This window comes from Pelomonas sp. Root1237 (assembly GCF_001425055.1).
GTDB lineage: Bacteria > Pseudomonadota > Gammaproteobacteria > Burkholderiales > Burkholderiaceae_C > Pelomonas.
Genome location: NZ_LMDK01000001.1, coordinates 892,501 through 906,851, shown reverse-complemented (window position 1 = coordinate 906,851; position 14,351 = coordinate 892,501). Strand labels below are relative to the sequence as shown.

Sequence of the window (14,351 nt, the reverse complement as noted above, 5' to 3'; positions counted from 1 at the left end):
TAGGGCCTGTTAACACTACCGCAGGCCATCTGCGATGAGTGCGAAGCAGATGAAGGCGATGAACATGACGTCGAGCTTCTCGAATCTGGAGAAGATGCGGCGATAGCCCTTGAGCCTGCGGAACAGGCGCTCGACCTCATTGCGACGCTTGTACATCTCGCGGTCGTATTCCCAAGGCTGGATGCGCGTGCGCAACGGCGGTACGACGGGAATGAAGCCCAAGTCAAGGGCCAGTTGGCGGGTCTCGTTGCCTTCATAGGCACGGTCCATGAGCAAGTGCAAGGGCCGATTGGGCGGCCCGAGCCGCTTGAGCAACTCGCGACCTTCTGGCGCGTCGTGCGCTTGTCCAGGCGAGAGCGAGAAGGTTATGGCCGTGCGCGCGTCCGCGGCGAGGAGGTGGATCTTGGTGTTCCACCCGCCACGGGATTTGCCGATAGCCTGCGGACCGTTTTTTTTGGCGCACCAGTGCCGTCCGGATGCACCTTCACGCTGGTGCTGTCCAGCGACACGGCCTCGATCTTGATCTGCACCACCTGCGCCTGCTGGAGCTGCTCGAAGGCTCGATCCAGCACGCCCGACTTCGCCCATCGGCTCATCCGCGTGTAGATCGTGTGCCAGTTGCCGAAACGCTTGGGCAGGCCGCGCCATTTGCAGCCGTGCTCAGCGACGTACAGGATGGCATTGAGCACCTGCAGATTCGTCAGACTGACGTTGCCGCGCTGCCGTGGCAGACAGTGCTCAATCAACTTGAATTGCGCTGCTGTGATCTCCATGCAGACACTGTCACAGCGAACCCGACTCGACGCAATTAGTGTTAACAGGCCCTAGTCAANCGCAATGAGAAAGCGCCGCAGCAGCGGCGCTTTTTTGTTGTTGCCGCGCTGCCGTGGCAGACAGTGCTCAATCAACTTGAATTGCGCTGCTGTGATCTCCATGCAGACACTGTCACAGCGAACCCGACTCGACGCAATTAGTGTTAACAGGCCCTAGTCAATCCGCAAAAGCAACGAGAGCCGTATGTTCCTGGGCCAGGACGAACACAACAATTTCTCCGAAGGAGTGCTGGCCTGCGCGTTAGTAGGCACGCTCGCCGACGCGCGCGACAGGGCAGCAACCTTCGGCGCTCGACGCTGCCGGGAATCTGCCGGCGGACGCGCGGTCCGACGGTTGCGCTTGGCGCCGAACGGCGGAAGGCGTGCGTTTCCATCTACGCGGTATGACCAAAAGCGTTCTGTTCTACGGTCCGAACCTGGTGCGCGTGGCGGCCTATCTTGTCGTGTCGCCCACCATCCAGCCGAGTCTGGCGGTGGTGGCGAGGCCAAAGCGTGCCGGCCGATTGCTGCCTGCAACTGATTGAACTGATCGAACTGAGAGTGATCCGGAAATGAAAACAAAGCACACAACACACAAGACGCTGTTCCACAGCTGGGCAATGATGGCCGTCGCGGCGCTGACCCTGTTCCTTGGCGCGGCAGGCAATAGCTGGGCACAAAAGGCTGAAGGCCTGGCCCTCACCCCGCCCATGGGCTGGAACAGCTGGAACAAATTTGCCTGCGATATCGACGAACGCCTGATCCGCGAGACCGCCGATGCCATGGTCAAGTCAGGCATGAAGGACGCCGGCTACCAGTACGTGAACATTGACGATTGCTGGCAAGGCCAGCGCGACGCCGAGGGCAACATCCAGCCCGACGCCAAGCGCTTCCCATCCGGCATGAAAGCGCTGGCGGACTATGTGCATGGCCAGGGACTCAAGCTGGGTATCTACTCGGATGCCGGCGATGCCACCTGCGGCGGCCGTCCCGGCAGCCGCGGCCACGAATATCAGGATGCGCTGGTCTATGCGCGCTGGGGCATCGACTACGTCAAGTACGACTGGTGCAACACCCCAGGCATGAGCGCCGAACCGGCCTACACCACGATGCGCGACGCGATCGCCAAGACGGGCCGTCCGATGGTGTTCAGCATTTGCGAATGGGGCATGAGCAAGCCGTGGGAGTGGGCCGGCAAGGTCGGGCATCTGTGGCGCACCACGCCCGACATCTACAACTGCTTCGACTGCCAGTTCAATCCCGGTTTCTCGACGGGTCTGGGCGTGTTGCGCATCCTCGACAAGCACGCTGACGCCAACCTGCGCAACTTCGCAGGGCCGGGCCACTGGAACGACATGGACATGCTCGAAGTGGGCAATGGCATGAGCGAGGATGAAGACCGCGCCCATCTGTCGATCTGGGCCATGCTGGCCTCGCCCCTCATCCTGGGCAACGACCTGCGTTCCATGTCCGAGTCGACCCGCCGCATCCTGACCAACCCCGGCGTGATCGCGGTGAGCCAGGACAAGCTGGGTGTGCAGGCGCTCCGCGTTCTGGTCGACGGCCCACTGGAGTTCTATGCCAAGCCGCTCGACGGCGGGGATTGGGCACTGATGTTCCTGAACCGCTCCAACCAGCCTGCCGACGTTCACCATGACTGGAAGAAGCAGGTCCTGGGCGATGACCTGAGCAAGCGGTCGGTCGATTTCAAGCAGGCCGTCTACCGCTGGTCCGACCTGTGGAGCAAGAAGACGGGCGACACCAGCGGCAAACTGGAAGCGCGGCTGGCGCCACACAGCGTGCTGATGCTGCGCCTGACCGGCCCTGCGAAACCGTAAGGCGCGCCTGGCCGCGCAAAGCGTCACCCATGAAGAAGGCCGCCTTGATCGCGGCGCTGCTCGCCGCAGTGCTGATCGCGCCCGTCAGCGCCGCCGAAGCCCCGCGCCTCGTGCAGCGCGACGGCCACCATGCCCTGCTCGTCGACGGCAAACCCTTCCTGATGCTCGGCGCCCAGGCGCACAACTCCAGCAACTATCCCAAGGCCCTGGGCAAGGTCTGGGCCGCGGCCAACGATGCGCATGCCAACACCGTGCTGATGCCGGTGGCCTGGCAGCAGGTCGAGCCCCAGGAAGGCCAATTCGACTTCAGCTTCCTCGACGTCCTGGTCAAGGAAGCGCGGCAGCAGGACAAGCGCCTGGTGCTGTTGTGGTTCGCGACCTGGAAGAACACCGGCGGCTCGTACACCCCCGACTGGGTCAAGCTCAATGGGAAGCGCTTCCCATCCATGCTGGACCGCGACGGCAAGGCCAACTTCTGCTTCAGCCCCTTCGGTGAAGAGACGCTCAAGGCCGACAAGCGCGCCTTCGTGGCGCTCATGGCTCACCTGAAGAAGATCGACGCGACCGAGCGCACCGTGCTGATGGTTCAGGTCGAGAACGAGGCCGGCACCTACGGCCTCGTGCGCGACTTCGCGCCAGCCGCCCAGGCGGCCTTCGAGCAGCCGGTGCCCGCCGAAGTGGTGGCGCGTCAGAAGCCCAAGGCCGCCGCATCGGGCAACTGGCGCGAGGTCTATGGCGACTACGCCGACGAGTACTTCCACGCCTGGGCCATCGCCCGCTACATCGGCGAGATCGCCAAGGCCGGCCGCGCCGTCTACGACCTGCCGATGTACGTCAACGGCGCGCTGCGCGAGGCGCTGGAACAGCCGCCCAAGCCATGGCAGGGCAACTTCGCCAGCGGTGGACCGGTCTGGGACGTCATCGACATCTACAAGGCCGCCGCGCCCGCCATCGACATCGTCGCGCCCGACATCTATACGCCCAACTCCGAGGGGATCAAGGCCAACATGCGCCTGTACCAGCGGCCGGACAACGCGCTGTGGATTCCCGAGATCGGCAATGCCGAGGGCTATGCGCGCTGGATCTACGCGGCGCTGGGCCGCGGCACCCTGGGTGTGGCGCCCTTCGGCCTGGACTACTTCAACTACGCCAACTTCCCGCTGGGCTCCAAGCGCGCCGACAAGACCATGGTCGAGCCCTTCGCACGCGTCTTCGGCGCCTTCCGGCCGATTCAGCGCCAGTGGGCGCAGTGGGCCTTCGAGGGCCGCACGCGCGGCGCCGCTGAGGGCGACGACCGCAAGCCCCAGTCGCTGGAACTGCCGGGCGGCTGGGTCGCCAAGCTGACCTACCGCCAATGGCAGTTCTGGGACCTTGCATGGGACAGCAAGGACGAGCGGCCGGCCGGCACCGAACAGCCCGGCGGCGGCGTGGCCATTGCGCAGATCGGCGACGACGAGCTCCTCATCGTTGGCCAGCGCACCCGCGTGCGCATGGAAGGCGGGCCGCAAGCAAGCGGCTTCATGCTGCGCGTCGAGGAAGGCAGCTTTGACGACAAGGGCCGCTGGCAGATGGAGCGCGTCTGGAACGGCGACCAGGTCGACAGCGGCCTGAACCTGATGGCGGAGCCCATCATGCTCAAGGTCAAGATGGCGCGCGCGCGCTGAAGGGCAACAGCGTCATGGCCGAGCGCGTTTTGCCCTTTGGTGACGGCACCGCGATCCGAGTGACGACCCACCTCACACCCGCAGCCAAGGGCCAGTTGCTGACCGCAGTCGCCATGGACGCGCACAACACCTTGGGGCAGCCGCAGGTCATCACACCGGTGCCGTTCTCCGCCATGCCGGCCCGCAAGGCCTGGTGCTGGAACTGTCGCCCAAGTCCGTCGTCGTTGTCGGGATGTAGGTCCACGCACTGAGCCACATCCTTCCATAACGCTCGTGTCCGGAGGAGACAACCGGCCGAGCACCTTCATGCGGCCTGCCTCAAGACCGTGCGCATTCCCGCCAGCTGGAACCAGTACGCCGACGCCAACGGCAACATCAGCCCGACCTTCATGGCACGCGTCACCGAGGTGGTCGGCTATGCCCGCAACGCTGGCCTGCTGCATTGGCCGCGATAGGCAGCCGAAGCGAATCCGAGCAAACCATGACCCCAACGTCAAACATCAAGATGAGACCACTTCGCCCCTTCTCCTGGGTCTTCTGGGCCCTTGCACTGGCCCTTGCCGTCGGCAGCGCCACTGCCGCTGATGGCGCGCGCCAGCGCACCCGCATCGATGACGGCTGGCGTTTTGCGCTGGGCCATGCGCATGACCCGGCGCAGGACTTCAACCACGGCACGGGCTCCTTCTTCTTCGCCAAGGCCGGCTTTGGCGACGGCCCTGCGGGGGCCGACTTCGACGACCGCACCTGGCGCCGCCTGGACTTGCCGCACGATTGGGCGGTGGAACTGCCCTTCGACGCGCGCGGCAGTTCGCTGCATGGCTCCAAGGCCATCGGCCGGAGCTTCCCCGAGAACAGCGTCGGCTGGTACCGCCGTGAGCTGGCTCTTCCCCAGTCGGCACGCGGCAAGCGCATCGCGCTGGAGTTCGACGGCGTCTTCCGTGACAGCGTGGTCTGGGTCAACGGCCACTACCTGCGCCGCGAGGCCAGCGGCTACTCAAGCTTCAACGTCGACATCACCGACTACCTGAACTTTGGCGGGCGCAACGTCGTCGCGGTGCGCGTGGACGCCACCACACAGGAAGGCTGGTGGTACGAAGGCGCCGGCATCTACCGCCATGTCTGGCTGACGCAGACCGAGCCGCTGCGCGTGGACCACTGGGGCAGCTCCGTGCGCGCCACGGTCACGGGCGGCCGCGCCGACGTGGCCGTCGACACGACGGTGCGTAACGACGGCAAGGCGCCCGCCTCCTTCAGCCTGGAGCACGAGCTGCGCGACCCCGCCGGGCGCGTCGTCGCACGCGCCAGCGTACCGGCAAGGCGCGTGGGCGTGGACACCAGCACCGACGTGGCCGCGACGCTGCGCGTGACGGCGCCGCAGCTGTGGTCTCTGGAAACGCCGCAGCGCTACACGCTGACGACCCATGTGAAGAGCGGCGGCCGCGTGGTCGACAGCTACGACACGCCCTTTGGCATCCGCACGATCCACTTCGACGCCAACGCGGGCTTCTTCCTCAACGGCCGCCACGTCAAGCTGCACGGCGTCAACAACCACCAGGACCACGCCGGCATCGGCATTGCCCTGCCCGACGCCATGCACGAGGCGCGGCTGAAGATGCTCAAGGGCATGGGCGTGAACGCGATCCGCTCGGCCCACCATCCGGCCACGCCCGAGCTGCTGGACGCCTGCGACCGCCTCGGCATCCTCGTCATCGACGAGCACCGCATGATGGGCACCGCGCCGCAGATCCGCGACGAGCTGGAGCGCATGGTGCGGCGCGACCGCAACCACCCGTCGGTCATCCTGTGGTCGGTGGGCAACGAGGAATGGGCCATCGAGAACTCCGAAATCGGCACTCGCCTCGCGCAGCAGATGCAGGCCATCGTGCGCCGCCTGGATCCGACCCGGCCCGCGACGCTGGCCGCCTCCAGCTCGGGTGCGGCCGAGGGCACATCGGTCGGCTCGCAGGTCATCGGCTTCAACTACAAGGGCCAGCACAACATCGATGCGATGCACAAGCGCTTCCCCGAGCGCGCATCAGTCGTCACCGAGGAAGGCCTGACCTACGCGACGCGCGGCATCTACGCCGACGACCCGGCCCGCGTGCAGATCGCTGCCTACGACAAGCGCTCAGGCGGCGACTCGACCTCGACCGTCGAAGAGGCCTGGCGCTTCAACGCCGAGCGCCCCTTCCTGGCCGGCGTGTTCTTCTGGACCGGCTTTGACTACCGCGGCGAGACCACGCCCTACGGCTGGCCCGCCGTCTCCTCGCAGTTCGGCATGATGGACACGACCGGCGCGCTGAAGGACAGCGGCCAGTACCTCAAGGCCGCCTGGACTGCCGAGCCCATGGTCCATGTATTGCCGCACTGGAACTGGCCCGGCCGTGAAGGCCAGCCCATCGACGTGCGCGTCTACGCCAACACCGATGAGGTCGAGCTGCTGCTGAACGGCAATTCACTGGGCCGCAAGTCGCTGGCGCGCTACGCCCATCTGCAATGGAGCGTGCCCTATGCGCCGGGCAGCCTGACGGCGCGCGGCTACCAGGGCGGCAAACTCGTCGTCACCGAGACCGTGGCCACCACGGGCAACGGCAGCGCCGTGCGGCTGACGGCGGACCGTGCGCGCATCCGCGCCGATGGCGACGATGTGGCGGTGGTCAGGGTCAGCGTGGTCGACCGCGAGGGCCGCGTGGTGCCCACGGCCAGCCAGCGCATCAGCTTCGAGGTGTCCGGCCCGGCGCGGCTGATCGGCATGGGCAATGGCGACCCGGGCTCGCACGAGGCCGACAAGCCGGCCGAGTTCCACCGCTACGCGACGCTCGACCGCTGGCGCCTGCAGGGCGTGGCGCGGCAGGATGACGCGGCGGCATTGCTGGCCGGCGCCGACGCCGAGAAGGGGCGCGACCCGTTCGCCTGGATGCCGCCCGAAAAGCAGCCGGCCGACAGCGCCTGGAACGTCGTGCACGCCAGCTTTGCCCGCCCGGCTGCGGGGGTTGGCCGCGCGGCGCTGTTCGTGGGCGACATCGCGCCGGGACAGCAGGTCTATTTGAACGGCAAGGCCCAGACGCCGCGCCGCGAGGACGGCATGGGCGTGATCGACCTCGACCCTGCTCAGTTGAGCGATCTCAACACGCTGACCCTCGTCTTCGCCACGCCGGCCGGTGGCACGCGCAAGCTCTTCGACGACGCGCAGGGCGGCCGGCGCTGGGTCACGCTGCGCACCACCACATCCACCGGGCCGTGGCAACGCAGCGTGTTCAACGGCCATGCACAGGTGATCCTGCAATCCACCGGCAGCCCCGGTCGCGCCACGCTGCGCGCCGTCAGCGAAGGCCTTGCCCCAGCTGCAACGGTGATCGAGATCTTCTGAACACCGGGAACAGATTCGTCACCGTCGCTACGCTCGGAACCAGGCCACTGAACGGCAACGTTATGCAGCTTGAAGATTTCACCGAAGGCTAGGAGCCCATACATGTCGGGCTGGAGGGCGCCGCGCTTGTGATTGGCGGCATCGATCCCTGGCTGCATGCGAACGCTTGGCGCAGGGCTTGGCGAGAGCACATCGTTGTACCGCATCCGACTTATCGACAGCAACGCCATCGTGCCCGGATCTACGAGATCGCGGCGCTTGGGTCGATCACCCCTAGGATCGCCCGGTCACGATTGCCGCCCGAGTTGCCGCCATGCGCCGTCTTGCCCCACTGCTTCTCGCCCTGACCCTGTGCCCGCTGGCCCATGCCGACGAGGCCGGTGCAGCCCGCGCGCTTGAGCAAGCCCGCAGCAACCCCTGGCTGCTGCGGCAATTCATGGCCACCTTCCCCAAGGGCGGCGACCTGCACAACCACCTGGACGGCAGCATCTACGCCGAGAACATCATTGGCTGGGCCAGCGCCGACGGCAAATGCGTGGACCCGGCCAGTGGCCAGATCAGTTTCCCGCCCTGCGACACGGCGCGGCCCCTGATGAAGGACTACGCGGCCGACAGCGCCCGCTACAGCCAGCTCGTCGACGCCTACTCGGTGCGCAACTACGAGCGCGGCAGCAAGTCGGGCCATGACCAGACCTTCGTCACCTTCGGCCGCTTCATCCCCGGCACGCTCGGCCGCGAGGGCGACATGCTGCGTGAGGCGACCAACCGCCGCGGCGCGGAGAACACGGTCTACCTGGAGCTGTTGCAGTCCTGGGGCATGGACAAGGCGCGCGCGATCGCGGCGGCCGAGGCCGGTGCCTTTCGCGCCGACCGGCCCACCAGCGACTGGGCCCATCACCCGGCCCTGCAGCGCATCGTCGCCGACACGCGCGCCGAGCTGGACCGCATCGAGAAGCGCTGGCGCGAGCTGGCGCACTGCAACCAGGCCAATGCCGAGCCGGGCTGCGGCGTGGCGCTGCGCTATCTGGCCCAGGTCATCCGCACCTTCCCGCCCGAGCAGGTCAATGCGCAGATCGCGCTGGCCTTCCTGCTTGTGAAGGCCGACCCGCGCTACGTCGGGCTCAATCTCGTCGCGCCCGAGGACGACCCCGGCACGCTGCGCCACTACAAGGAGCAGATGAGCGTCATCGGGCGCTTAAGCAAGCTCTACCCCGAGGTGAAGGTCACGCTGCATGCGGGCGAGTTCGGATTCGGCCTCGTACCGCCCGAGGATTTCAAGGACCACATCCGCCAGGCGCTGGACGTCGCCGGTGCGCGCCGCATCGGTCACGGCGAGGCGATCGGCCTGGAGACCGGCGCCTTCGACACGCTGCGCGAGATGGCCAAGCGGGGCGTGATGGTTGAGATCAACCTGACCAGCAATGCCATCGTGCACGACCTCAAGGGCGATCAGCACCCCTTCCTGCTGTACCGCCAGTTCGGCGTGCCCACGGCCTTGTCGGCCGACGATGAAGGCGTGTTCCGCATCGACCTGACGAACGAATACCAGCGCGCCGCGGCCACCTATCCGAAGCTGAGCTACCGTGACTTCAAGCAGCTGTCGCGCAATGCCCTCCACTACGGCTTCGTCGAAGGTCAGGCTTTGCTGGCCGACACCGGCAGCGGCCGCTTCGTTGCAAGCTGCACAGGCGAACGCACCGGAGCTGAGCCCAAGACGGCGCGCTGCCGCGACTTCCTTTCCACCCACACCAAGGCCCGCCTGCAATGGGACCTCGAAGCACGCTTTGCCCGCTTCGAAAGCCAAGTTCACTGAATGCTTCTTGATATCGCGCCGCTGCGCCGCAACACCGCCTTTCGACGCCTCTTCGCCAGTCAGTTCATCTCGGGCCTGGGCACCATGGTCAGCTATGTGGCCGTGCCCTGGCAGCTCTATGAGTTGACGCACTCCAACGCCCAGGTCGGCCTGTTGGGTCTGGTGCAATTGGTCCCGGTCGTCGTTTGCGGCCTGCTGGGCGGCGCCGTGGCGGACCGGGTCGACCGCAAGCGGCTGCTGATCGGCTCGGAGGCCTTGATGGCGTTGTGCCTGGCCGGCCTGCTGATGAATGCGCTGAGCGCCACGCCGAGCGTGCTGGCCATCTACGCGCTGGTGGCGGTGCTACAGGGTGCCAGCGGCTTCCATCGGCCGGCGCTGGAGGCGCTGACGCAGAAACTCGCGCGGCCCGAGGAGTTTGCTGCCGTCGCGGCGCTGTCGTCGGTGCGGGGCACGGTGGGCATGGTCGCCGGGCCGGCCCTGGCCGGGCTGCTGCTCGCGAAATGGGGCGCGGTCGGCGCCTACATCTTCGACCTCGCGACCTTCATCGCGGCGCTGTTCTTCATCGCCCGCATTCCGCGCGAAACCATCGGCACGGTCGACGCACCAGGCGAACGGCCGCATCTGCTGGCCGATCTTGCCGAAGGCCTGCGCTTCGCGTGGGCGCGGCCCGAGCTGATGGGCACCTACATCGTCGACATCGTCGCGATGGCCTTTGCCTTCCCGGTGGCGCTGTTCCCGGCGATGGCGGCGGCGGACGGGCGCACCGAATCGGTGGGTTGGCTGCTGTCGGCGATGTCGGTCGGCGCGCTGGTCATCGGCCTGTTCAGCGGCTGGACGGGCAAGGTCAGCCGCCACGGCCGCGCGGTCGTCATCGCGGCGGCGGTGTGGGCTCTGGGCATCGTGGCGCTGGGCTTTGCACCCAGCCTGATGCTGGGCCTGGCCTGCCTGGCGGTGGCGGGTGCCGCCGACATGGTCAGCGGCGTGTTCCGCGGCACCATCTGGAACGAGACCATCCCGAACACGCTGCGCGGGCGGCTCGCGGGCATTGAGATGATCAGCTACCTGACCGGCCCGCTGGTCGGCAACGCGCGGGCAGGCTTCATGGCCGACGCCTGGGGCGTGGCGCCGGCGATCTGGATCGGCGGCGTGATCTGCCTGGCCGGTGTCATCGCCACCGGCTTCCTGTTGCCGCGCTTCTGGGCCTATCGCAGCATCACACGTTGACCGCGCTCATCTGCGCCGCCGGGTAGCGCGTGCCGGCCACCATGTGCGCGGCCAGCAGCGCCTCGATGCGCTCGCGCCGGCCGGCATCGAAGTGGATGTGGGACGCCAGCGCGTTCTCATCGAGCCGCTTGATGCTGCGCGTGCCGGGAATGGGCACGATGTCCTCGCCCTGGTGCAGCAGCCAGGCCAGCGCGAGCTGGGCCGGCATGTAGCTCCACTCCTCGGCCAACGCCGACAGCGCATCCGCCAGCGCGAGGTTGTGGTCCAGGTTGCCGCCCTGGAAGCGCGGATGGATGCGGCGGCGATCGTCGGGTGCCAGTTGCTCGGCCGAACGGATGGCGCCGGTCAGGAAGCCGCGGCCCAGCGGGCTGTAGGGCACCAGCGTGATGCCCAACTCACGGCAGGTGGGCAGGATCTCGGCTTCGACGTCGCGGCTCCACAGCGAGTATTCGGTCTGCACAGCGGCTATTCGGTGCACCGCATGCGCGCGGCGGATGGTCGCGGCCGAGGCCTCCGAAAGGCCCAGGTGCCCGACCTTGCCGGCCTTGACCAGCCCAGCCATCGCGCCGACGGTTTCTTCGATGGGCACGTTCTTGTCGACGCGGTGCTGGTAGTAGAGGTCGATGTGGTCCACACCCAGGCGCTTGAGACTCGCATCGCAGGCCTCGCGCACATAGGCCGGGCTGCCGTCGATGCGCACCGCCGCGCCATCCGGCGCACGCACATGGCCGAACTTTGTCGCGACGATCACCTCGTCGCGACGCGTGGCCAGCAACTGCGACAGCAGGCGCTCGTTGGCGCCGGTGCCATACATATCGGCCGTGTCGAGGAAGTTGATGCCGATGTCCAGCGCGTGGTGCAGCACGGCCAGCGACTGGGCATCATCGGCCGGGCCGTAGAACTCAGACATGCCCATGCAGCCCAGGCCCAGGGCAGACACCGCGGGGCCGTGAGCGCCGAGGCGGCGGCGGGGAAGGGTCGAATGCGTCATGGTGGAACTCCTTGAAGGGATCATCAATGGGATGGGGACAGCTTAGGAAACTCAACCCTGCGCGCCCAGCACAAAGCTGGCGCATGTTTGCCCGATCCTCCAGCGCTTGAACCCGCATTGCGCCGCCCATCGGCAAGTGTTTGCACAATCACCCGCATGCCAAACGACGATGACCTGCAAGCTCTGCGCGAGCGCACGATCGCGCAGGCCCTGGCCCGCGCGCCCGCAGATGGCCTGCACACGACCGCCCTGCCCTGGCTGCGGCTGATCCGCGCCAGCGCGCCGGCCCAGCCTGTGCCGGCGGTTTACGAGCCCGGCCTGGTGCTGGTGCTGCAGGGCCGCAAGCGCGCGCAGCTCGGCGAGCGCGTGGTGCATTACGACGCCATGCAGTGCCTCGTCGTACCCATGACCATGCTGCCGCGCGGCCAAGTGCTGGAGGCCAGCCCGGCCAAGCCCTATGTCTGTATGCGCCTGAGCTGCGAGACGCAGGCGCTGACCGAGCTGCTGCTGGACGGCGATGCACCGCCTGAAGGCAACGACGCCGGCCTGCATGTCGCGCCCGTCACCGCGCCGCTGCTGGACGCGGCCCTGCGTCTGCTGCAGCTGCTGGACAGCCCGCAGGATCTGAAGACGCTGGCACCGTTGGTGCAGCGCGAGATCCTCTACCGCGTGCTGACCGGCCCGCTGGGCCCGCGGCTGCGTTCGCTGGCGCATACCGACGGCGTCACCCGCCGCGTGGGCCGCGTCATCGAGCAGCTGTCGCGCCGCTATGCCGAACCTCTGTCCATCGACGAACTGGCCGAGCTGGCCCACATGAGCCCATCGACGCTGCACCTGCGCTTCAAGCAGCTGACCGCCCTGTCACCGCTGCAGTTCCAGAAAAACCTGCGCCTGCAGCAGGCGCGCCGGCTGATGCTGGGCGATGGCCTGGATGCCGCCAGCGCCGCGCACCGGGTTGGTTACGAGAGCCCTTCGCAGTTCAGCCGTGAATATCGTCGCCTTTTTGGCGCGCCGCCACGCGAGGACATCTCGCTGCTGCGCAGCGCTGCCGGCTAGAATGCCGCCTCCTTCCGAGGAGCGTTGCAACCTCAGCACCTATTGAGGCCAGGCTCGGAAGTTCTGACCCCCTGCAACTGCGCTCACCCGCTGGCAATCCGTGCCTGGGTGAGGTTTGATCCCCCCGTACGACCCGCCAGCGGCTTCATTCGCTTGAAGGAGCCCTGCATGAGCACCACGAATCACATCGTCAAGGACCTGTCGCTGGCCGACTGGGGCCGCAAGGAAATCAAGATCGCCGAGCATGAGATGCCGGCGCTGATGGCCATCCGCAAGGAATACGCCGAGACCCAGCCGCTCAAGGGCGCACGCGTCACCGGTTCGCTGCACATGACCATCCAGACGGCCGTGCTGGTCGAGACGCTGCAAGCCCTGGGCGCCGAGGTGCGCTGGGCCTCGTGCAACATCTTCTCGACGCAGGACCACGCCGCCGCCGCGCTGGCCGCCGTCGGCACGCCCGTGTTTGCCTACAAGGGCGAAACGCTGGAAGACTACTGGGACTACACGCACCGCATCTTCGAATTCGCCGGCAAGGGCGAGGCGGGCGAAGGCCCCAACATGATCCTGGACGACGGCGGCGACGCGACGCTGCTGATGCACCTGGGCCAGAAGGCCGAGAAGGACCTGTCCGTGCTGGCCAACCCCGGCAGCGAGGAAGAGCGCATCCTGTTCGCGGCCATCAAGAAGAAGGTCGCCGAAGACGGCACCTGGTACACCCGCAAGAGCGCTGAGATCATCGGCGTGACCGAAGAGACGACCACGGGCGTGCACCGCCTGAAGGAAATGTCGGCCAAGGGCACGCTGCTGTTCCGCGCCATCAACGTCAACGACTCGGTCACCAAGAGCAAGTTCGACAACCTCTACGGCTGCCGTGAATCGCTGGTGGACGGCATCAAGCGCGCTACCGATGTGATGGTCGCCGGCAAGATCGCCGTCGTGGCCGGTTATGGCGACGTGGGCAAGGGCTCGGCCCAGGCGCTGCGTGCGCTGTCGGCGCAAGTGTGGGTCACCGAGATCGACCCCATCTGCGCGCTGCAGGCCGCGATGGAAGGCTATCGCGTCGTGACGATGGAGTACGCCCAAAGCAAGGCCGACATCTTCGTGACGACGACCGGCAACAAGAACGTCATCCGCCACGAGCACATGCTGGCGATGAAGAACAACGCCATCGTCTGCAACATCGGCCACTTCGACAACGAGATCGAGGTCGCGGCGCTGGAGCAGTACGAGTGGGAAGAGATCAAGCCCCAGGTCGACCATGTGATCTTCCCGGACGGCAAGCGGATCATTCTCTTGGCCAAGGGCCGCCTGGTGAACCTGGGCTGCGGCACGGGCCACCCGAGCTATGTGATGAGCAGCTCTTTCGCGAACCAGACCATCGCCCAGATCGAGCTCTACGCGCACAAGGACAACTACGCCATCGGCCAGGTCTATGTGTTGCCCAAGCACCTGGACGAGAAGGTCGCGCGCCTGCAGCTGACCACGCTGAATGCGCAGCTGACCGAGCTGACGGAAGAGCAGGCCGCCTACATCGGCGTCAACAAGGCCGGCCCGTACAAGCCCGACACTTATCGGTACTGATT

At 66.8% G+C, this 14,351-nt stretch carries 11 protein-coding genes, 1 pseudogene and 1 riboswitch; of the genes and pseudogenes, 10 read left to right on the top strand and 2 right to left on the bottom strand.

Features of this window, described 5'->3' with window-relative positions:
• Positions 1–15: 15 nt before the first annotated feature.
• Positions 16–773 (bottom strand): IS5 family transposase gene (locus tag ASC91_RS29230; protein WP_157255890.1). Its coding sequence is split into 2 segments (ribosomal slippage): positions 16–458 and positions 458–773, totalling 759 coding nucleotides; the frame shifts between segments, so codons are not numbered across the junction.
• Positions 774–1,216: 443 nt separating this feature from the next.
• On the opposite strand from ASC91_RS29230, the gene ASC91_RS29225 reads away from it, so the two are divergent.
• From ASC91_RS29225 to ASC91_RS04055, 8 genes and pseudogenes are all read left to right on the top strand, one after another.
• On the top strand, positions 1,217–1,357 hold the full coding sequence (locus tag ASC91_RS29225; protein ID WP_157281111.1) for a hypothetical protein: 141 nt from the start codon (positions 1,217–1,219) through the stop codon (positions 1,355–1,357).
• A gap of 27 nt (positions 1,358–1,384) precedes the next feature.
• Positions 1,385–2,650 carry a glycoside hydrolase family 27 protein gene (locus ASC91_RS04080; RefSeq protein WP_235531799.1) on the top strand — a complete coding sequence of 422 codons (1,266 nt, stop codon included), beginning with the start codon at positions 1,385–1,387 and terminating at the stop codon, positions 2,648–2,650.
• A gap of 29 nt (positions 2,651–2,679) precedes the next feature.
• Positions 2,680–4,314: a DUF5597 domain-containing protein gene (locus tag ASC91_RS04075; RefSeq protein WP_056192463.1), complete on the top strand. Its 1,635-nt coding sequence runs from the start codon at positions 2,680–2,682 to the stop codon at positions 4,312–4,314.
• A gap of 14 nt (positions 4,315–4,328) precedes the next feature.
• A complete protein-coding gene (locus ASC91_RS29220; protein WP_157281109.1) occupies positions 4,329–4,565 on the top strand; it encodes a hypothetical protein in 237 nt (78 codons plus the stop codon).
• A gap of 57 nt (positions 4,566–4,622) precedes the next feature.
• A pseudogene (locus tag ASC91_RS29215) lies at positions 4,623–4,769 on the top strand (cellulase family glycosylhydrolase); the annotation flags it as partial.
• 50 nt (positions 4,770–4,819) lie between these two features.
• A complete protein-coding gene (gene galA, locus ASC91_RS04065) occupies positions 4,820–7,684 on the top strand; it encodes a beta-galactosidase GalA (protein WP_056192457.1) in 2,865 nt (954 codons plus the stop codon).
• 313 nt (positions 7,685–7,997) lie between these two features.
• A complete protein-coding gene (locus ASC91_RS04060) occupies positions 7,998–9,497 on the top strand; it encodes a hypothetical protein (protein ID WP_056192454.1) in 1,500 nt (499 codons plus the stop codon).
• On the top strand, positions 9,498–10,721 hold the full coding sequence (locus ASC91_RS04055; RefSeq protein ID WP_056192451.1) for an MFS transporter: 1,224 nt from the start codon (positions 9,498–9,500) through the stop codon (positions 10,719–10,721). It begins immediately after the preceding gene.
• Here the strand turns inward: ASC91_RS04055 and ASC91_RS04050 are convergent.
• Entirely contained in the window at positions 10,711–11,712 is a 1,002-nt protein-coding gene (locus tag ASC91_RS04050) for an aldo/keto reductase (protein WP_056192448.1), read from the bottom strand. The genes ASC91_RS04055 and ASC91_RS04050 overlap by 11 nt on opposite strands.
• 156 nt (positions 11,713–11,868) lie before the next feature.
• Between ASC91_RS04050 and ASC91_RS04045 the strand changes: the two genes are divergently transcribed.
• Positions 11,869–12,768, top strand: a complete 900-nt coding sequence (locus tag ASC91_RS04045) for an AraC family transcriptional regulator (RefSeq protein ID WP_056192446.1) — start codon at positions 11,869–11,871, stop codon at positions 12,766–12,768.
• Between the two features lie 10 nt (positions 12,769–12,778).
• Positions 12,779–12,860, top strand: a riboswitch (S-adenosyl-L-homocysteine riboswitch).
• Between the two features lie 76 nt (positions 12,861–12,936).
• Positions 12,937–14,349: an adenosylhomocysteinase gene (ahcY, locus tag ASC91_RS04040; protein WP_056192443.1), complete on the top strand. Its 1,413-nt coding sequence runs from the start codon at positions 12,937–12,939 to the stop codon at positions 14,347–14,349.
• The last annotated feature ends 2 nt before the right edge of the window (positions 14,350–14,351 follow it).